Here is a 19,342-nt window from a genome sequence, read left to right on the forward strand (position 1 = left end):
CACCGATTTCGCACTCGTCCAATAACTGAGCGATGGGCGTCTGCTGCTCCGCTGTTCGGAGGGTTGAAACCCTGTGACTGGTTACTACAGGTATGTTGCGGCAGTCCGTCGAGGACGCGTTCACCCTGCTTGCTGTCCTCGTCGTTCTCTCTCTGGTTATCGGACAACTCCTCGGGCAGCCGGTCCTGCTGGGGTACGTGACATCAGGGAGTATGTCGCCGACACTGAACACGGGCGACGCGTTTGTTGCCGTTCCGGCGCCTGTCGCTGGCGAGATCGAGCCAGGGGACGTCATTGTATTCGAAGCGATCGAGCTACAGGGTGGCGGACTGACCACACACCGGGTCGTCGCGGAGACCGACGATGGGTACATCACAAAAGGGGACAACAACCCCTTCAGAGACCAGAGCGGGGATGAGCCGGTTGTCACAGACGATCGAGTCGTTGCGACGGCACTGCAGATCAACGGACAGGTCGTTCGGCTCCCCGGCCTCGGTACTGCCATCAGCTCCGCTCGAACGGCGGCAGAAAGCGGATTGGTATTGATTGGCGGTTCGGGCAACAGCGACCTGACGAGCGGGAAGGGACTCAGCGGACTGTTCATCTCTATCGGGCTCGGGCTGTTTCTACTCGTCTTCGTCGACAGCTTCCGGGCCAGCGAGGAGCGGACCAGAGAACGGACTCGTTCGCGCGACGGGGACACGATCAACGGCTGGACGGTCATACTCGCACTGGCAGTGTTAATTCTCGTCCCAGCCAACGCTGCGATGGTCGCTCCGAGCGGCACTCACAGCGTCACCATCGACAGCACGAGCGAGGATGTCACGCCGGGCGAGCCTGTCGAAAGCGAGTTCACTGCCGAAAACGGCGGACTGGTGACGATGCTCATCATCCTCGAATCGTCACATCCGGACGCGGCGATGGACCGTAACCAGCTTGTCGTTCAGCGCGGCGGGTCCGCGACGGCAATGCTGTCAGTGACTGCCCCACCGCCGGGCGAACAGGCGGTCGTGACCGTCGAAGAGCACCGGTACTTCCTGTTAGCACCGCCGGGCGTCATCGCGGGACTGCACCGAGTCCACCCGCTGGTGGCCATCGGGGCATTCAATTTTCTGGTGTTGGGCAGCCTCACAGCGGCAGTTGGGGCGACCTTTGGGTTCGGAACAACGCGCGAGCGAAGCCGGGACCGGTCGGTCCCGCTGAAGCGTCAGATACGTCGCCTGCTCGGGCGTGAGTGAGGGCGGGTTCAGCCGGTGATATCGCCGCCGCCACCGCCTGCGCTTGCTGTGCTTGAACTGTAGAGATTACTCACCTGGTCGGCGGTGAGCGCGGCGTCGTATACTTTGGGTTCGTCCATGGCGCCGTCGAATCCATAGATATCATTCCCGCCAGAATTGATACCAGTGCCGATTCGAAGGGGTTGGGTTGACGCTTGGGCATCAGGGAGCGAAAACGTCTGCCCCTTTTGAGCGCCGTTGACGTACACTTTATCCTGTGAACCGTGGGTCCAGACGACGTGTGCCCACTCCCGCTCGGTTAGCGAGACACCTGTGAGCTCGTTCTTGTCAGTGGTCTCAATGAGCAGTTCTCTTTCGCCAGAGCCCTGCCAACCGCCACCGAAGCCGAACTGATAGCTATTATCGCCACTGGAGTTCCACTTGCTGAACAGTCGTGTGAGGCCGTTCTGGGTTCGAGGGAATATCCAAGCAGAGAGCGAGAAGTCGTCAGTCAGGTCAAGCGTATCATCATCGGGAACGGTGACGGCATCGTTACCATCGAAATTGAGGACTTCGCCGCGGCCCTGACTGGATGTCGCTAGATCCGGTTCATAATTTGTAAAGAATCCAACATCGTTTCGCTCACCATCGTTGCCAGCAGCCCATACATCCGGGACATCCGTTCTGCTAACATCCTCGAAGTGCCACCACGACACTCTGGGGTCACGACACTCGACTGAAAGCGACCGGCTCAGTTCGACACGCTGGTCATTACCGGTCGCCGTGATATCGAGAGTGACGGTGGTATTTTCTCCTGAGTCACAGGAGAGTGTCGTTGTGACATCGCCGCTTTCGCCTGGTAAAAGCCTGTTCGGCGTCTGGACAGTCTCAAGCGGCGGGGCCGGGCCCGGGTTGACGCGAACACTCGTGAGCTGCTGGTCAAAGTTGTTTGTGAGCGTTGCCAGGGTCACCTGCTGGCCATCCGTGCCAATGACCTTCTGGTCATCCGTGTCACTTCCCGGCCCGATGTCGATACCAAGTAGTGCATTGCTGTCAGTGGTCGCCGTCTTAAGATAACTGGATCGCTTTGCGTCAATGGTAGTGACACCGGCTGTTTCGGCAGCGAGCAGTCCTGCACCGCTGGCGATGAACGCGAGTGCGCTGCGCCGGGTCCACTTTTTGCTCATTCCAGCAGCTCCGGTGGCTTATCGGCTGCGCCGAGTTGCAACCGGCGGGTCTCCTTGACGTGGTACGCTGCAGAGACCAGGAACAACGACGTGATCACCGACGGCCACACAAGCGATGGAACAGACGATGGGAAGACACCGACCCAGACAGCGACGACAAGCGCCACCGAGACAGCGGCAAGTCCGAGATAATACTCCGCCCACGGAATCGAATCCCCCGGGACGATGTCAAGATACACGTCAAGGCTGTCAGCAGTATCGGTCAGCGTTACCGTGCCATTGTCATGCGTAATGACGCCCGCGCGTTCAAGTGTCGGGAGATGTGTTTGCTGCATTGACGTGTACACGCGGTGTCGCTCCGTGGACGTGATTTCCTGAATGCATTTGTCGTTTTCCCACGCAGCGACTTGCTCAGCAAGGTCAGAAAGTTCGGCACGCTCGTTCTCTTGTTTTATTGCGTGCAAAGCGTACCGACGCCGTTGGTTGCTTAGTATGTCGTATACGTCATCACGCGATAGCTGTCGCTTTTCTGTCCTGCTAACCCCCACCTGTCCCATGTTTGTATTTAGATTGTACTATTTGATAGACTTTTTGTTCGTACCTGATTCTAAATGATAAGTAAACGCATTTTCTATCTCACACATCTACTGTCAGGGACAGGTGTCTGCCAGTAAGAGGGTGTGGTGAAGTGGGGAGTTGGCCAGCAGAAGGAATTTAGCTGATTGTGATTGTCAGATCTTCAGTTTCCGTGGCGCTGTCGCCCGTCTCCAAGGTTGCAGAGAGATCAGAAACTGAGCCGGCAGACACATCTTCGTTGTAAGTGTCCGTACTACCGCCGATTCCGGTAAGAAGGCCGCTGCTAGTGTCTAGATCAACGTTGAAGGTCGTCCCATTTCCGTCGTCGTTGTTGACCAGTTTGAAGAAGCCGCTATTGTATGTGTATGTACTGTTCGGCATCAGTCGCTCGTCGGTTCCACTGTCCTCGTAGCCAAAGACAACAGACACATCATTCGCGATGAGGCTTACATAGCTCGTTGAGAGAGCGGTGCCGCCATCAGGAGTAAGAGAGTCACTGCTTGTCGGGAACAGCCCTGTCGGATCCGTGACGAGGTTACCACCGCTATCACGGAGTGCGACCTCGTTCGCGGACGCATCAACAAGCACGTCAGTAAACTGCGTCGCGATCTCGTCGCCGTTGCCGTCAGCGCCGACGACATTAACCTCCACTTCGCGTGTTGCGCTGACAGAACTGAATGCACCAGAGCCGAATGCCGCACCAGAGCCGATACCGACTGTCCCAATGAGACCGAGTACGCTTCTGCGGTTCAGTTTCATGTTCAATTCGCTTATCGAGAGGTTACCACTTACTATTTTGTTCCATTAGCCCGGCTAAAGCACTCATTGAAGCCGCTAACGCTGTTCAGTACTAAGCCGCTATGGCGTGAACTAGCTTCCAATGAACCGGCGTAGATTTCTTCTTAGTATTGGTGCGGCCAGTGTGGGGACGGGTGCGGTGTTTGGATCCGGTGCGTTCACTTCGATCGAAGCAGACCGGAACGTCAATCTTGAAGTTACCGGCGATACCGGGTCGGCACAGGTGGGATTCAGTCCAGGGAGCGGTGCCACGGACATCATCGGAACGGACGCAAGCGAGTCAGTTGACATCATCAATTTCGAGGAAACAAACCTCAACGAACGAGCGAAGACAAGCTTCGAGGACGCTCTACAGGTCGACAATAACAGTACATCGAAGGTCGACCTCTATATCGATGACAGCACCGCTGGAGTTGGGGATGACCCCACAAACAGTGAAGTTCTGGACTTCCGGGAAGGGGATGCCGGCGCATCGATTGTCGGCTCAGCCCAAGCGATCACGCTTGACCCCGACGGGGGGAGTTCAGACGGAGACTATAGCGACACCGTGGAGATAGACATCGTTGTTGACCTCCGGGATGAGGGTGTTGATGGCGAGAATCTCAAGAGCATTAGCGACGTGACCTTCATTGTTGAAGCGGTCCAGCAGTAAGAAGCGGGGTTCCGACACAGGCCGACCAACAGGTCCAGATACAGGCACGCACGAAGAGACAACGTAGCGGCACACCACAAACACCTATGAATCGCACTCTCGTCGCCGTCATGGCAGCAGTCGTCCTCCTTGCAGGGACCGCTATGGCGACAGGTGCCTTCATTACCGGCGACGAGGTGGCACCCGACCGGAACTCCGGCGTCTACTTGGCCCCCGCTGACACCACAAACGGGGACCAGTACGCCAAATATGACGAGACGGGACAGCTACGCATCAGTCTATCACCGGTGCTCCCGAACGGTCAGACCCGTGTCGATGACCTGTTTGTCGTTGGCTTTGCGGGCTACGAGGGTAATGGTAGTGCTGCTGCCATCGAACTGGACAGCGAGCCGGAAGCAGTTCGGATATACCGGATGGACACTGGGGCACGAGTCGCTGGCGGCACCGTCTCGTTGCAGCCCGGTGAATCAGTTCGCTTTGGGCTGGCAGTGACGCCAGCGGAGCGTAACTTCACCGGAACGATATCGATCACCGCCCCTGTTCCCGAACGGCAGTCAACCGAGGAAGGCGAGAGCAACGGTGGGTCCACCGGTGGCGGTAGCGGTGGCGGCGGTGTATCACCTGGTGGCGATGGAGGAGGCGGTACGCAAGACGGGAGCGATCCTGCAACGCCGACGCCAACGCCAACGCCGGCAGACGATAGCTCGACGAACGGGACCGCAAGCGAGGACGAGAACAAGACTGAAACGCCCGCTGGCGGAGGAAGCGGTGGCGGCGGTACTGGCGTTGAGACATCGACCGACGAATCGACTGGGACGCCCACCGACAGCGAAGAGGAAACCGAAACAGTGGCCGGCGGTGGCGCTGAGCCCGTGCCGTCGACACCCGAAAGTCAACAGTCAGCCGAACCGAACGGATTCACGCTCGGCTTCGAGCCGGCATTCGGAATTAGCTGGGGACCGTGGGCGTTCATCGCTGGCTTGCTCGCTGTAGTGACAAACTACCTCGTGCAGACGCGATATCACGATGTCCTCCCGGTACTCCAGACGCAACCAAGTGAACGCCGTCGCCGGTTCCGCCGCGTCGCTATCCGCGAAGCAGCGATCGGTCTTGCCGGGATTGTGCTCACAATTCTTGTCGTGTCAGCGGTTTCGAGCGCTGGCTTCGGCCCAATCACACAGTTGGGTGTTGCACTCGCGTTCTCCGGTGCAGTCGGCACGGTGACCGGGTACCGACTGGTCCCGGAACTCGATACGATGCTCGAACCACAAGCCGACGACGACGGCACCGAAGAGTAATAAAATAACTCAGTCAGTCCGATGTCTCAGCGTCACTGTTGCCCACAGTGGAACCAGTTTCGGGTTCTGGCGGAGGCTCGTACCGAAACAATCGGTCACCAGTGTACACGATGAAATCAGAATCGGTATCTGACTCGATTATACGTTCATCGGTGTCGATTGCGACGTCCACGAGCCCGACGAGCGAATCAACGGTCGTCGTCCAGACATCATCGTCGACTGGATCAGCCCGGCCGACAGTTATCCATTCGTCAAACTCCTCGCGAGTGGACTTGTATGCGAGCCATCGGCGCTCGGCGTCGGTAAGTGTGAGATAGTTGGTCGTGCGCCCGTAGACGAGAGCAGCAGCAGCACTAAAGCTACCAAGCAGGAGCACTGGGCCACCGAGAGTCCAGATCGGTCCGTACGCCTTTTCCACCTGCGCTTCGACGGTTCGGTCACCACTGTTCGTCACCGGGCCAGTGTTTTCGACCCGGTAGCTGCTCTGACTCGGGATAATCGGGAGACGGTACGTTCGAGTTGTATCGACCGGCTGCCCGTTACGCGGCCCCGAAAGAGCCACCTGAGAGACCACCGCCATCTCCAGTCGACCAGACGTCTGACCGTGTTCCGAATCGATACGTCGAACGGTTTCGGCTGCGCGACTGACATTCAGCGAGAACGGAACCGTCAGACGTTCACCCACGGCCAGCGACTGCACAGTGCCTTGTGTCAGTGGTCGTTTGACCTCCCAGTAGACGAGCTCTCCGTTCTGGGTTGATTCGACGGAGCGATACTGAACGAACACGTCAGCCGAGGCAGTAAGATCGCTTTCGTTGCTGGCGCTGTACGTGTACGTGAACGCGCCGTCCAATACAGGGGCTACCTTCTGGAGATACACAGGTTGGTCTTCAAGCACTTCACCCTCTGGAAACGCCGAGGTACCGTTACGAACTGTCGCATTGTGGGAGAACGATCCGGACGACTGCCACGACGATACCTGACGCGTAGTTGTATCCGTTCCCGAAGCAACGTGGCCCGTATACGTGAGATATCCGCCAACCGCAGCGATGGCGATCAGACAAATCAGTAGCAGTTCGTAGTTGTCGACGACTGTCCGTCGTGTTTCCCGTCCCAACAACCCCATTGCAACTGTAATACTGGTGCCGACAAATAAGAGTTGATACCAGGTCAGCAGCGGCATCCATCTTTCTTCGCCGCCCCCATCTCCGTTAACTCCAGCTTCGAATGTTCCGGGAACCAGTTTGTGGCCGTATCATTAGTTCGTGCAATCCCACTACGACGGTTGTTGCTCCGTCGAAAACGGATTTCATGAACGGCCTAGCCGTACTGTATTCTTCGAGCGAGTCTTGTCCTGTGACCAACCGTTTCCGAGCAACAGTTCACAACGTCGAGTCTATAGAGAAACGCAGGTAGCAGTTACTTACCGGTACTTCTCGGAGGGTGTAAGAGACTATGAAGCCAAGGGTCGGATTTGAACCGACGATGGGCGGCTCTGCAGGCCGCTGCGTTAGGCCAGACTCTGCCACCTTGGCGCAAATAGAGGTAGTCAACTCGATCGTTTAAGCGTAGCGAATTCGATTAGCCACCCCTCTCTGATTGATCCAGTTCACCGACTCCCTCGACCGGGCTAGTGCTGTAGATTGACGATTGTGCCCGTCCGAAGAACCACACTGCTCACGTTGGCAAGTAGTGCAACCCACGATTCGGAATCAACTGCATACACGAACCGTATATCGTCAAGATCCGCTCGGACCATCTCGACAGAGAGCAGGTGCGACACCGTCAAGGAATGCTGCGAATTCGTTCAATTCGACTTCACAAGTCTACGAACTCTCGATCCAGTACGGAGCCCTCACTTTGTATAAATACGGAAAGCCCACTCGGGAGAGATGATTCTCCTGAGTGGGCTGAAAGGTATGAATGGTGGCGGCGAACCGGATTTCCCAGAGGCTCGCGCACTCCAGTACTCCCCGGAACGCTGGTGGGCTTATCTTCCGTGTTCGGGATGGGTACGGGAGGCAACCCCACCGCTGTGGCCGCCTAACGTCGAGTCACGGATTCGAACCGCGATAGTACCAGTCTCGATTAACTTCTCCACCGTGTGATTACGTGCGATCCAGATTGCGCCTGGACTCGTTCAGCGACGAGTAAATCGTCGGTGAATGAGTCACAGTGCGTATGAATGATGGCTTTGGTCTGTTAGTGCTCGTGGGCTTAACGTCTCGTTACCTCGACGCGCACACCCCGAGTCTATCGACCGCGTCTTATACGCGGGACCTCAGCGGTGTCTCTTTTCCAAGTGGGTTTCGAGCTTAGATGCGTTCAGCTCTTACCCCGTGTGGCGTGGCTACCCGGCACGTGCTCTCTCGAACAACCGGTACACCAGTGGCCACCAACCGTAGTTCCTCTCGTACTATACGGTCGTTCTTGTCAGACACCATAACACACCCAGTAGATAGCAGCCGACCTGTCTCACGACGGTCTAAACCCAGCTCACGACCTCCTTTAATAGGCGAACAACCTCACCCTTGCCCGCTTCTGCACGGGCAGGATGGAGGGAACCGACATCGAGGTAGCAAGCCACTCGGTCGATATGTGCTCTTGCGAGTGACGACTCTGTTATCCCTAGGGTAGCTTTTCTGTCATCAATTGCCCGCATCAAGCAGGCTAATTGGTTCGCTAGACCACGCTTTCGCGTCAGCGTTCCTCGTTGGGAAGAACACTGTCAAGCTATCTTTTGCTCTTGCACTCTTCGCCGGGTCTCTGTCCCGGCTGAGATAGCCATAGGGCGCGCTCGATATCTTTTCGAGCGCGTACCGCCCCAGTCAAACTGCCCGGCTATCGGTGTCCTCCTCCCGGAGTGAGAGTCGCAGTCACCGACGGGTAGTATTTCACTGTTGACTCGGTGGCCCGCTAGCGCGGGTACCTGTGTAATGTCTCCTACCTATGCTGCACATCGGCGACCACGTCTCAGCGACAGCCTGCAGTAAAGCTCCATAGGGTCTTCGCTTCCCCCTGGGTGTCTCCAGACTCCGCACTGGAATGTACAGTTCACCGGGCCCAACGTTGGGACAGTGAAGCTCTGGTTAATCCATTCATGCAAGCCGCTACTGATGCGGCAAGGTACTACGCTACCTTAAGAGGGTCATAGTTACCCCCGCCGTTGACAGGTCCTTCGTCCTCTTGTACGAGGTGTTCAGATACCTGCACTGGGCAGGATTCAGTGACCGTACGAGTCCTTGCGGATTTGCGGTCACCTATGTTGTTACTAGACAGTCCGAGCTTCCGAGTCACTGCGACCTGCTCCGTTCCGGAGCAGGCATCCCTTCTTCCGAAGGTACGGGACTAACTTGCCGAATTCCCTAACGTTGGTTGCTCCCGACAGGCCTTGGCTTTCGCCGCCATGGACACCTGTGTCGGTTCTCGGTACGGACACTATGCTCGTCTTTTCATGGGCCCCAGGTTGAATCACGTTTCCCTATACCGCCGTTCGTCCGCTTCTTGCCATTACGGCTTCCACGGAGTTGGACGGTTCGACCGGGCGAATGCCCGGTGTGATCGACCCCAGGGCGTCAACTTTCACTGCATAGTGGCACGGGAATATTAACCCGTTTCCCATTTCGTCTCAGTCGAGTTGCGGTGAGACTTAGGACCGGCTAACCCTCAGCTGATCAGCAGTGCTGAGGAACCCTTATCCATTAGGCCGTCGGGGTTCTCACCCGACTATCGCTGCTACTATGGCCAGGATTTTCGTCACTAATCGGTCCACAGGAGCTCTCGCCCCCGCTTCCATCCAATTAGAGCGCCAATCTACTCGATTACCAGTATGAGTGGTACGGACAGGTCTCGGTGGTGGATTTGAGTCCCGATCATTTTGGGCGCCTCAAACCTCGGCCGGTAAGCTGTTACGCTTTTCTTAGAGGGTAGCTGCTTCTAAGCTCACCTCCCGGCTGTCTAGGGCTCGAGACCACCTTCAGAGGATTACACTTAATCCACACTTGGGGACCTTAACCTATCTCTGGGTTGTTCCCCTCCTGGTACACAGGCTTACCCCGCGCACCGGAATCCCCGCGTCAAACAGCGTCTGTAGGTTTGGAGTTTGACAGGTGTGCCGACTCCTCTCGGAGGCGGACACACCAATCGGTCGCTCTACCCCACAGACTACCTCGGCGGAGGTCATGCTTCGACATGTTTCGATTGGAACCAGCTGTTGCCGGACTCGATGGGCCTTTCACCCCTACACATAGATCACGAGAGGGTATTGTAGGACACCAACTCTAACAGACTTCCACGTGCCTTTCGGCACGCTTCATCTTGTCCATGCGTAGATCGTCCGGATTCGGGTCGTGTCAGAATGGCTCCCCGCCCTTGAAGACGGCGGCCCTCGGGCAAAGCCCTGCGGCCATGTCGGTTTCCCTGTGCCTCCCCGGATGCTCCGGTTAGACTTGCCATACAGACACACTCCCTGGCTCGTTTTTCAAAACGTACGACAGAACATCGGCTTCCCGTGAGTCTTACTGGAGACTCGCGTCTCGGTCATTCGTCATGGGACCTTGTATGCCCTGTCGCTCGATCGCCAACTGATTTCATGCTCTATTTCGCCTCCCTTCTGAGGGTACTTTGCAGCGTTCGTTCACACTACTTGTTCACTATCGGTCTCAGGTTGTGTTTAGCCTTCGCAGTCGATGCCTGCGTTATTCGCGAGGGATATCCAACCCCCGCTACTCTGGCACTACCGCACAGCGTACTGGTCTCGAGTACGGGGTTGTCACCCTGTATCACGCTCTGTTCCAAGAGACTTCGTCGAGACGGTCGGCTGATGAGAGGTAGCCCTGACACCACATTGCCCGTGAGGGCTTCGGTTTGGGCTGTATCGCGTTCACTCGCGGTTACTGACGACATCACATTGCGTTTTCTGTTCCTCCCGATACTGAGATGTTTCAGTTCTCGGGGTTCCTCATTGCGCGAAGCAATTGTTAGAGAGATTCTCATTCGGAAATCTGTGGTTCTTCGCCTCCGTGCGGCTCCCCACAGCTTATCGCAGCTTGGCACGTCCTTCATCAGCGCCTGAGCCGAGCAATCCACCAGCTGGCATAGTAGCCAACGTCGTTGTGACTCGTTCAACTGAACGAGTCCAGTGGACGCCTGGATCGCACGTACACACGGTTTCATATTCGCCCCCAAGGTGGAGATGGTGGGCGAATCGACCCTTCCCAGGCTCGGTTTCACCCGGCCTGGTGCATCTGTCGTCGTACCATATCCCATCGCCGTCCCACACTTAAGGGGCACGGTTCGGGGCTGGCACGTCGTATGGACCCACTGGGATTTGAACCCAGGGCCTCCGCCTTGCAAAGGCGGCGCTCTCCCGCTGAGCTATGGGCCCGGCAGATCCGCACGGTTGTCAGCCCTGATAGTTCATAAGTGCCCGGTCGACGGAATTCTCGAACACCGAAAGGTGGGTTGGGGCAAAGCCCCAATCCCGATCAGTAGGAGGTGATCCAGCCACAGATTCCTCTACGGCTACCTTGTTACGACTTAAGCCCCCTTGCGGAGCCCAGATTCGACCGTCGCATGACGGCCTCATCCGGACCCCACTCGGGTGCTTTGACGGGCGGTGTGTGCAAGGAGCAGGGACGTATTCACCGCGCGCTTCTGACACGCGATTACTACCGAATCCAGCTTCATGCGGGCGGGTTTCAGCCCGCAATCCGAACTACGACTCCGTTTGGAGATTAGCTTCGCCTCTCGGCGTTGCATCCCACTGTCAGAGCCATTGTAGCCCGCGTGTTGCCCGGTCCATTCGGGGCATACTGACCTACCGTTGCCCGTTCCTTCCTCCGCTTTAGCAGCGGCAGTCCTCCTAGTGTACCCAACTACCTCAAGGGTATTGCTGGCAACTAGAAGTGCGGGTCTCGCTCGTTGCCTGACTTAACAGGACGCCTCACGGTACGAGCTGACGGCGGCCATGCACCTCCTCTCAGTAGCGTCGGGTAAAGTCGTCAACCTGACCGTCATTACTACTGTCGGGACCGGTGAGATTTCCGGCGTTGAGTCCAATTAAACCGCAGGCTCCTCCGGTTGTGGTGCTCCCCCGCCAATTCCTTTAAGTTTCATCCTTGCAGACGTACTTCCCAGGCGGCTCGCTTCTCGGCTTCCCTAGGGCGCAGCGCAGGCTCGTAGCCTACGGCACACCTAGCGAGCATCGTTTACAGCTAGGACTACCCGGGTATCTAATCCGGTTCGAGACCCTAGCTTTCGTCCCTCACCGTCGGGTCCGTCTTCCTGAGGTGGTTTCCCCATTGGTGGTCCGTCCAGGATTACAGGATTTCACTCCTACCCCGGACGTACCCCTCAGGTCTTCCGGCCCCAAGCCGGACAGTTTCCGCTGGACGCCGACGCGTTGAGCGCGTCGATTTCCCAACGGACTTGTCCGGCCGGCTACGGACGCTTTAGGCCCAATAATATCGGCCATCACTTGGACTGCCGGTATTACCGCGGCGGCTGGCACCGGTCTTGCCCAGTCCTTGTTCCTGTACCACCTTACGGTACAGAAAAGCGAGGGCTATATGCCCTCGCACTCGGAGTCCCCCTATCGCACTGTCGTGCAGTGTAAAGGTTTCGCGCCTGCTGCGCCCCGTAGGGCCCGGTATCTTGTCTCAGATACCGTCTCCGGGTTCTTGCTCTCACAACCCGTACCGATTATCGGCATGGTGGGCCGTTACCCCACCATCTACCTAATCGGCCGCAGCCACATCCTACAGCGCCGGAACGTTTCTAACTCTCGGCACTCCAGCATGAGAGTTATATCCGCTATTGGCCTCAGTTTCCCGAGGTTATTGCGGTCTGTAGGGTAGTTTGGCCACGTGTTACTGAGCTATATGCTACGAGTCTAAACTCGTACAACTAGCATGGCTAAATCGGACTCCGATAGCAATGGCCTCCGGCAGGATCAACCGGAATGTATCCCGGCACAAGGCCGGGGGGTTAGGCGGGATCACACCCATATAATGGGTGTGGTCGCTATCGAAGGGTGTTCGAGGACACCCGTCGACCGAGTGTCACCGAACTATCAGGGCTAACATCAGATCCCATCTTGACGGCGGACCGCAGGGGTGGAATCCTCATTTCTTCGGACCTGATTGTTATTTCGAAGCCATCATAAAGGCTTCGAGTTTCGTTGGCGAGCCGATCCCGCCTGGTCCGTGTCGGCAGGGGTTCGACACCCCGACCGAACGTCGTTCGCATTCATTCCGAGTGCCCTGTTACACTTAAGGGCGTCGGATCGGGCTCGCGTCGAACCGCACGACGTGAGCGACCTTCGCGTTCATTCCGAGCACCCTGTTACACTTAAGGGCGTCGGAACGAGTACGTTCGTTCGGGGGGCGTCGCCCCCTGACCGCGTTCGCATTTCATTCCGATGGGTGAGTCACACTTAACCCCGTCGAAGGAAGTCGCCTGCGGGACGGAATTACACGGGAGAGAGTGTCCCACACGTGTACAGATAGAGAGTACGGGTCACGGGACAGTGGTAGCTGTGATGCACAATTTCTGGTCGCGCGCACGCAAGCGCGCGACCAAGATCTACACGTCAGGACGTTACCGAAAATGTCGGGAATGCGGCCTAGATCTCGTCTAGGTGTTCGACGCCCTGCTTCGAGACGTTCCCCTTCGTGATGTCGCCGGGCATCCAGTCGGGTTTGTCGTCTGGGGCTTCCTCAACCCATGCCCACGCTTCATAGATGTGGACTTTGTGGGTCCCCTTCTCCCGTAGTCGTATCTCCTCAGGATCAGCCTGCTCTTCACCGTCGGCCGGCTCGAGTCGACGTGCTGCCTTCAGCGCAGCCTGTCGAGGTGTTCCGCCCGAGAAGACGCTCGATTCGTCACCGTCTTCGCGCAGTGCGAAGTTGCGCTTGTCACTGTCGGGTGCCATGGATTTCACCGCTCCATGCCAATTCAGCACATGGCAGAACATAAATATACCCCCCAATCCGCCCTCCGTCGGGGGATGCTTTTATACACTGATGCTGTCGCGTGCTGCTTCGACCTCCTAAACCGGCCGATTCAAGCCGTATATTCGGGTCGAAATCATCACGCGCGCCCAGAAAACCACCAGCCAGCGGCCGGCGGCACGGTAGACTTAAGTGTATCCTGCGGTGAAGTGCGGAGTAGGATAGCGCGATGGTGCGAAAGAAGAAGCTCAGCCCGAGTGGCGCCAAAGATGAGGACGGCGAGTACCACAACGTACATATCAACATTCACGAAGACGAGCTAGCCGTCGCCGGGATGGAGATCGGTGACGAAGTGTTCGTCCGCGTCCGCGACAACAAAATTATTATCCAGAAAGCAGACCCGGAAGAGGTCGAGCACGACTTTTAAGGCACCATCGACGGTGACACAGTGCCACTGGGCGGGGCTGTCGGGGCCGACGCCCGAAATCGGTCAGTCACCACCGTTCTTCGAGCTAACCCGAACACCCACACAATGAGACCCTACGATATCGCGAAACCACTCCTGTTTTCGCTGCCAGCAGAAACTGCCAACCGGAGCGTCCATCGACTGTTAGAAGCAGTTGATGGAACTCGAATCGCCGACGCGATGGCCGACCGCTACACCGTCGCTGACGACCGGCTCGCAGTGGAGGCATTCGGCTACACGTTCGACAACCCCGTTGGAGTCGCTGCCGGTTTCGACAAGAACGCCACCATCCCTAGTGCGCTGGCGTCACTGGGCTTCGGCTTCGCCGAAGTCGGCGGTGTCACGGCCGAGCCACAGGCCGGGAACGCCCGCCCGCGGATGTTCCGGCTCAAAGCAGACGAGGCGATAATCAACCGGATGGGACTGAACAACGACGGGGCCATCGTCATCGGCGAGCGGTTGAAGAACGTCGATGCCCCGTTCCCGGTCGGCGTCAACATCGCCAAGACGGAACACGTCGGAACGGACGAGGCCCCAGACGACTACCGGACCACGTACGAACATGTCGCTGAAGGCGGGGACTTCTTTGTCGTCAACGTTTCCTGCCCCAACTCCGAGGGGTTCGAAGAACTCCAGAACCGTGACGCAATGGAGGCCATCCTTGGGGAGCTGCAGGACGCGGGTGCGGCCCCGCTGCTTGTGAAGCTCTCGCCGGACCTCCCCGAGCCGGCAGTTGAGGACGCGCTTGATCTGGTGACTGAACTCGACCTAGACGGCGTCGTCGCGACCAACACGACGACGAAACGGCCCGCCAGTCTGCGCTCGCCGAACGCGGTCGAGACGGGCGGCCTCTCAGGGAAACCAATCGAGAACGAGGCGACCGAGATGGTGCGGTTCGTCGCCGAGCGTGTCGACGTGCCCGTCGTCGGCGTCGGTGGCGTCTCGACAGCGGAGGGCGCATACCGGAAGATCCGTGCCGGGGCCTCACTCGTCCAGTTGTACACCGGTCTGGTCTATCGCGGTCCGTCAATCGCCCGCGAAATCAATTCGGGACTGCGTGACTTGCTCGCACAAGACGGCTTCGACTCGGTCGAGGACGCCGTTGGTGCAGACTTGTAGCTTGCGAGTCTTGAAGTACAGTTGCAGCGAACCGGCGACATGGCCGACACCCGCCGTACGCTGCACATTGCGTCCTGGGATGACCGCTTTCTCGCGTGGCTCATCGACATCCTACTCATCGGTGCCCTCCTCTCCGCACTTGGCGAGGCGGCTGGTGTGTTCTCTCTCCTGACCGGCGGCCTCTCGGGTACCACTCCGTTTCACCGGCCTGAACGGACTCGGCCTGTTCGTGTACTGGACGGCCCTCGAAGGCCGACAGGGCCAGTCGGTCGGGAAGATGGTAATGAACATTGCCGTCACGGATGAACGCGGCGACGACATCGACTACGGCACGGCAGCCATCGAGAGCTTCGGGAAGGCGTTCCTGCTTCCCATAGACATCCTTGTCGGCTGGCTGGCCTACGAAGAAGGGAGCAGGCTGTTCAACAAACTCTCCTCGACCATCGTCATCGAGACTGACGAAGAAGACAGGGAACCAAGCGACGTGGAGTACGTGTATCCGAGCGACAGGTAGAGTAGAGCGGGCAGAGCAGAGAGAGCCGAGCGCCCGCTGCGATTTGCGGCCGTACTTATTCCAGTGCGTCCAGTCGGAGTTCGAATGCGGCGACCGGCAGTTCCAGGTCGTGCTCGACAAGCACCTTCGGATGGATCTCGCCGATGACGCCGACCGATTCGCCGTCAAGAACGACCTCGGCGGCGCGGCCGCCGATGAACGCCGGATGTGTGGTCGGAGGCGTCGAGAGGTCTTTGTCGAAGGCGTCGGCGAGCGCCTGCAGACGAGCCTTCGCGTCCTCGTAGGAGGCGTCCGTGCGCGCGAGCGCGGCGGCGACAGTGCGATGCTCAGCGACACCGGTGTTCTCGGCGTCGTCAAGACCGGCGGCCAGCCCGATTTCGGCGAGGTCCTGCGGGTAGCTCCGGTGAGTGTTGTTCTCCAGTACCATCATGATGGACGGGAGTGCCCACGTCCGGAGGATGGTGTAGTCATCGCTGTAGGGCTCCTGAATGGTGACCGGATCAGCCAGGCCGACAGTGTCGGCGTCGCTTCCGTCTTCGGCCTCCGGAGTCGAGAGATTCATCCGCTCAAAGTTCTCGACCTCGTTTATCATGTGGAAGTTCAGCAGGTCCTCGAAGCCCAGGCCGACGAGCGCGTCACGGGCAGCGTCCTCAAGCCGGGACCGTTCATGCCGACCGCCGACCGTCGACACGTCAGGGTAGGTCGGTTCGAGGCTGTTGAACCCAAGCGCCCGGCCGATGTCGTCGATGATGTCGAGCGGGTGAATGACGTCGACGCGGTAGGGCGGAACCTCGACGTCGTATGCCACACCGTCGTCAGCTTCCGTCTTGGTCGCATCGAGGCCGGCCCGCTCGGCGTAGTCGATGACCTCGCGGCTGTCCAGCGAGACGCCGAGGATGGACTCGATGCGGTCGTGCGTGACCGTCTTCGTCCGGACCGAGAAGTCCGGCCGTTCCAGCGTCTTGCCGGCGTACTCCCCGGGCGCGTCTTCGGCGTAGGACACATCAACCTTCTCGACCTGCCCGCCGCGGGCGGCGAGCGCGTAGCAGACGATGTTGCACATATGGTCGATGGTCCACTGGTCGGTCCCGGTCATCTCGATGAACAGGTCCCGGGAGTCGACGCTAACCTCGGTCCGGCGGCCGTTGATGACCGGCGGGAACGAGAACAGGCCGATGGCGTCGTAGATGGCCGGTACGCGGTCGAAGTCGGCCACAAGGTCACCGTAGGTCTGGCCGGTCTCGTGGGACGCCATGACCTCGCTTGGAGTCATCTCCGCGTCGGCGTCCAGCGGAACGAACGTGGCCTCGTCGGGGTCCGCGCTGGTGTAGGTGATAGACTTGCCCGTCTCGTCCGTGACCGAGTCGCCTTTCAGCATGGTGAGGTCGTGAACGCCGATCGCACCTTTCGCCCGCTTGCGACCCATCGTCGCGTGGAGCTTCTCCTGTAGTTGGATAAGCGATTCCAGTGCGGCCTCGTCCATGTCGAGGCCGCGGACGATAGCGCCGGTGACGTACGGGCGCTCGTCGGGCTGGTCCTCGACCTCAATGCTCCAGTCGGCGCTGTTCGTGTTGGGGATATCCACCCCGCGGTCGTCGCCGTAGTGGTACCGCAGCGACCGCGCGACCCCCTCAACGGAGAGGCGGTCCAGTCGGTCCGGCGCGAACTCCAGTTGGAACTCGTCGTCCTCGGTCCAGCCCTCGAACTCGAGGCCGAGGTTGAACAGGTCCGATTTGAGTTCGTCATCGTCTTTCTCGTCGTGCCCGGTCAGATACCGCAGTTCGTCAGGGTCGACATCGACAACCGGCATTAGCGGATCACCTCCGTCTCCCGCAGCAGTTCAAGATCACACAGCGTCCCGTGCACGTCGCGGATGTCTTCAAAGCCGTACATGAGCATGAGTAGTCGTTCGAGCGAGAGGCCCCACGCCATCACGTCACAGTCGACGCCAAGGGGCGTGAGCACCTCGTCGCGAAAGATTCCGGAGTTGCCGACCTCGACGACCTCGCCGGTCTCGGGGTGGGTACCGAACAGTTCGAAGCTCGGCTCCGTGTATGGGTTGTAGTGGGGCTTGAACTCCAGGTCGGTGATGCCGAACTGCTCGTAGAACTCCGTGAACGTCCCCATCAGGTCTCGCACGGAGAGGTCTTCGGCCATCACCCAGCCCTCGATCTGGAAGAACTCGAGCAGATGCGTCGGGTCCAGCGTGTCGTTTCGGTACACCTTCTCGACGCTGAAGTAGCGTTCGGGTGGGTCGAGTTCGCCGACCTGATGGCCCGAGAGGTAGCGCATCGACAGCGAGGTAGTGTGGCCGCGCAGGTCCATCCCGCGGGCGATATCCTCGGTCCACGGCGAGTGGTACCCCTCGCCGTCGGGGCCGACACCCTCCTTGTGGGCCGAGCGGACCCGTTCGACGAGGTCCGGTGGGAGGTGACCGATCTCCTCTGGCTCCTCCAGGGCGAACTGGTCCCAGTGGGTCCGGGCGGGGTGGTCCTGTGGCATGAACAGGCAGTCGTTGATCCAGAACTGGGCGTCGGCGTGTGGGCCTTCCATCTCGGAGAAGCCCATGCCGACGAGTGTGTCCTTCACGCGGTTAGCCGTCTGGCGGAGGATGTGTTCCTTGCCGTGACTCACGTCTTCGGCGTCGGCCTCGACGTTGTACTCGGTAAAGGCCACGTCCTCCCACTCGCCGCTGGTGAGCATCTCGGGGGTAAGCTGGTCGACCGTCTCGGCGGCTTCGACACCTTCCATCAGCGCGGTGACACCGTCGTCAGTGAGCTGGACCGAGCGGACGGTTTCCTCACGCACGTCGAGGAGGCCACGCCGTTCCAGCTGGTCGAGCGCGTCCGTGTCAGCGTCCTCGACACGCCCGTCTGCGACAGCCTCCAGCGCCAGCATCTCGGGGTCGGACCCGGGGTCGGCGTCTTGGTTGGCCGTGATTTCGCCACTGTCGATGCTACCGTAGGCCTTGCGGGCGTAGTTTGAGAGCGCGATGTCGACTGCGCCGCCTTCGAGGCCGGACGCGCCGATGACCTGTCCCATCTGGACTGGACCATCAGCTGCGCCGGCGTCGATAGCGGCCTCGTAGAGGTCCTGTTCTGGCAGACTCTCCCGGACGTACCGGTCGCCCTCGTCGGTGAGTTCGTAGTGTTCGAGCGTCTCCTCGGAGACGGACACCAGCCCGTCGGCTTCGAGTTCGAACGCCGCTCTGGTGGCCGCTTCCGGCTTGAGGTCAGCCTCTGCAGCCACGTCGTCGATACGCCTGTCTTTCTGTGCGTCGGTGGCCTGCAGGACGGCCACCTGTGCCTGTGGTCGTTTCATACGGGTGTCTCGGTCTTGTGGGGATAACCGCGGGTCGCTCAGTTAACGGTTCTCACTTCCTGCTCGCGGTTTCGTCCGACCACGCCTCTCGACGCCGTCAGAGTCCACACGCGGTCAGGCAGTGAAAAAGAAGCCGAACCCCAGACTGTCGGCTGGCTGGCGAGCGGCGCCGGCACGGTGGGATTCGGATACCATGTCTGAGCGGTTGTGACTGGCAGATATAAACGTTGTGCGTGTGCTCG

General features: G+C 59.0%; 12 protein-coding genes, 2 tRNA genes, 3 rRNA genes and 1 pseudogene. 6 read left to right on the forward strand and 12 right to left on the reverse strand.

Features of this window, described 5'->3' with window-relative positions:
- Window positions 1-92: 92 nt before the first annotated feature.
- Window positions 93-1,238: a signal peptidase I gene (locus AV059_RS06375; RefSeq protein ID WP_058993178.1), complete on the forward strand. Its 1,146-nt coding sequence runs from the start codon at window positions 93-95 to the stop codon at window positions 1,236-1,238.
- A gap of 8 nt (window positions 1,239-1,246) precedes the next feature.
- Here AV059_RS06375 and AV059_RS06380 read toward each other — a convergent pair whose 3' ends face one another.
- The 3 genes from AV059_RS06380 to AV059_RS06390 form a co-directional block, all read right to left on the reverse strand.
- Window positions 1,247-2,404 (reverse strand): LamG domain-containing protein, encoded by a 1,158-nt coding sequence (locus tag AV059_RS06380; protein ID WP_058993181.1) that lies wholly within the window; start codon window positions 2,402-2,404, stop codon window positions 1,247-1,249.
- Window positions 2,401-2,961 carry a hypothetical protein gene (locus tag AV059_RS06385; protein ID WP_058993183.1) on the reverse strand — a complete coding sequence of 187 codons (561 nt, stop codon included), beginning with the start codon at window positions 2,959-2,961 and terminating at the stop codon, window positions 2,401-2,403. The genes AV059_RS06380 and AV059_RS06385 overlap by 4 nt, the downstream gene beginning before the upstream one ends.
- A 157-nt stretch (window positions 2,962-3,118) precedes the next feature.
- The gene (locus AV059_RS06390) at window positions 3,119-3,739 is read right to left on the reverse strand and encodes a hypothetical protein (protein ID WP_195156628.1); all 621 of its coding nucleotides are present in this window, start codon (window positions 3,737-3,739) and stop codon (window positions 3,119-3,121) included.
- Window positions 3,740-3,902: 163 nt separating this feature from the next.
- On the opposite strand from AV059_RS06390, the gene AV059_RS06395 reads away from it, so the two are divergent.
- Both AV059_RS06395 and AV059_RS06400 read left to right on the forward strand, forming a co-directional pair.
- Window positions 3,903-4,430, forward strand: a complete 528-nt coding sequence (locus tag AV059_RS06395; protein ID WP_228841759.1) for a hypothetical protein — start codon at window positions 3,903-3,905, stop codon at window positions 4,428-4,430.
- A gap of 86 nt (window positions 4,431-4,516) precedes the next feature.
- Window positions 4,517-5,728, forward strand: coding sequence for a hypothetical protein (locus AV059_RS06400; RefSeq protein WP_079990736.1), 1,212 nt, complete (start codon window positions 4,517-4,519; stop codon window positions 5,726-5,728).
- Between the two features lie 13 nt (window positions 5,729-5,741).
- Here the strand turns inward: AV059_RS06400 and AV059_RS06405 are convergent, their stop codons facing one another.
- The 7 genes from AV059_RS06405 to AV059_RS06435 form a co-directional block, all read right to left on the reverse strand.
- A complete protein-coding gene (locus AV059_RS06405; RefSeq protein ID WP_058993188.1) occupies window positions 5,742-6,854 on the reverse strand; it encodes a DUF5305 domain-containing protein in 1,113 nt (370 codons plus the stop codon).
- 333 nt (window positions 6,855-7,187) lie between these two features.
- Window positions 7,188-7,263, reverse strand: a tRNA-Cys gene (locus AV059_RS06410).
- Between the two features lie 389 nt (window positions 7,264-7,652).
- Window positions 7,653-7,775, reverse strand: a 5S ribosomal RNA gene (rrf, locus tag AV059_RS06415).
- A gap of 135 nt (window positions 7,776-7,910) precedes the next feature.
- Window positions 7,911-10,841, reverse strand: a 23S ribosomal RNA gene (locus AV059_RS06420).
- Window positions 10,842-11,042: 201 nt separating this feature from the next.
- Window positions 11,043-11,114 (reverse strand) — tRNA-Ala (locus tag AV059_RS06425).
- Window positions 11,115-11,219: 105 nt separating this feature from the next.
- A 16S ribosomal RNA gene (locus AV059_RS06430) occupies window positions 11,220-12,691 on the reverse strand.
- Together the 16S, 23S and 5S rRNA genes with 2 tRNA genes alongside form the textbook arrangement of a ribosomal RNA operon.
- Before the next feature lie 661 nt (window positions 12,692-13,352).
- Window positions 13,353-13,661, reverse strand: a complete 309-nt coding sequence (locus tag AV059_RS06435) for a non-histone chromosomal MC1 family protein (protein ID WP_004960658.1) — start codon at window positions 13,659-13,661, stop codon at window positions 13,353-13,355.
- A 248-nt stretch (window positions 13,662-13,909) separates the two neighbouring features.
- Between AV059_RS06435 and AV059_RS06440 the strand changes: the two genes are divergently transcribed.
- The 3 genes and pseudogenes from AV059_RS06440 to AV059_RS06450 all read left to right on the forward strand — a co-directional run bounded on the left by AV059_RS06440 (window position 13,910) and on the right by AV059_RS06450 (window position 15,779).
- A complete protein-coding gene (locus tag AV059_RS06440; protein WP_004516407.1) occupies window positions 13,910-14,107 on the forward strand; it encodes a hypothetical protein in 198 nt (65 codons plus the stop codon).
- Window positions 14,108-14,212: 105 nt separating this feature from the next.
- Window positions 14,213-15,265 (forward strand): quinone-dependent dihydroorotate dehydrogenase, encoded by a 1,053-nt coding sequence (locus AV059_RS06445; RefSeq protein WP_058993190.1) that lies wholly within the window; start codon window positions 14,213-14,215, stop codon window positions 15,263-15,265.
- Window positions 15,266-15,304: 39 nt separating this feature from the next.
- Window positions 15,305-15,779, forward strand: a pseudogene (locus tag AV059_RS06450) (RDD family protein).
- 55 nt (window positions 15,780-15,834) lie between these two features.
- On the opposite strand, the gene pheT reads toward AV059_RS06450, so the two are convergent.
- Window positions 15,835-17,589, reverse strand: coding sequence for a phenylalanine--tRNA ligase subunit beta (pheT, locus tag AV059_RS06455; protein WP_058993192.1), 1,755 nt, complete (start codon window positions 17,587-17,589; stop codon window positions 15,835-15,837).
- A complete protein-coding gene (locus AV059_RS06460; protein ID WP_058993194.1) occupies window positions 17,589-19,100 on the reverse strand; it encodes a phenylalanine--tRNA ligase subunit alpha in 1,512 nt (503 codons plus the stop codon). Before AV059_RS06460 ends, pheT begins: the two co-directional genes overlap by 1 nt.
- Window positions 19,101-19,342 lie beyond the last annotated feature (242 nt).

This window comes from Haloarcula sp. CBA1127, from assembly GCF_001485575.1.
Taxonomy (GTDB): domain Archaea; phylum Halobacteriota; class Halobacteria; order Halobacteriales; family Haloarculaceae; genus Haloarcula.

Excerpts from the sequence above, each read along its gene's own strand:
- AV059_RS06375 (WP_058993178.1), top strand. The coding sequence starts at position 93 with ATGTTGCGGCAGTCCGTCGAGGACGCGTTCACCCTGCTTGCTGTCCTC.
- AV059_RS06380 (WP_058993181.1), bottom strand. The coding sequence starts at position 2,404 with ATGAGCAAAAAGTGGACCCGGCGCAGCGCACTCGCGTTCATCGCCAGC.
- AV059_RS06385 (WP_058993183.1), bottom strand. The coding sequence starts at position 2,961 with ATGGGACAGGTGGGGGTTAGCAGGACAGAAAAGCGACAGCTATCGCGT.
- AV059_RS06390 (WP_195156628.1), bottom strand. The coding sequence starts at position 3,739 with ATGAAACTGAACCGCAGAAGCGTACTCGGTCTCATTGGGACAGTCGGT.
- AV059_RS06400 (WP_079990736.1), top strand. The coding sequence starts at position 4,517 with ATGAATCGCACTCTCGTCGCCGTCATGGCAGCAGTCGTCCTCCTTGCA.
- AV059_RS06405 (WP_058993188.1), bottom strand. The coding sequence starts at position 6,854 with ATGGGGTTGTTGGGACGGGAAACACGACGGACAGTCGTCGACAACTAC.
- AV059_RS06435 (WP_004960658.1), bottom strand. The coding sequence starts at position 13,661 with ATGGCACCCGACAGTGACAAGCGCAACTTCGCACTGCGCGAAGACGGT.
- AV059_RS06440 (WP_004516407.1), top strand. The coding sequence starts at position 13,910 with ATGGTGCGAAAGAAGAAGCTCAGCCCGAGTGGCGCCAAAGATGAGGAC.
- AV059_RS06445 (WP_058993190.1), top strand. The coding sequence starts at position 14,213 with ATGAGACCCTACGATATCGCGAAACCACTCCTGTTTTCGCTGCCAGCA.
- pheT (WP_058993192.1), bottom strand. The coding sequence starts at position 17,589 with ATGCCGGTTGTCGATGTCGACCCTGACGAACTGCGGTATCTGACCGGG.
- AV059_RS06460 (WP_058993194.1), bottom strand. The coding sequence starts at position 19,100 with ATGAAACGACCACAGGCACAGGTGGCCGTCCTGCAGGCCACCGACGCA.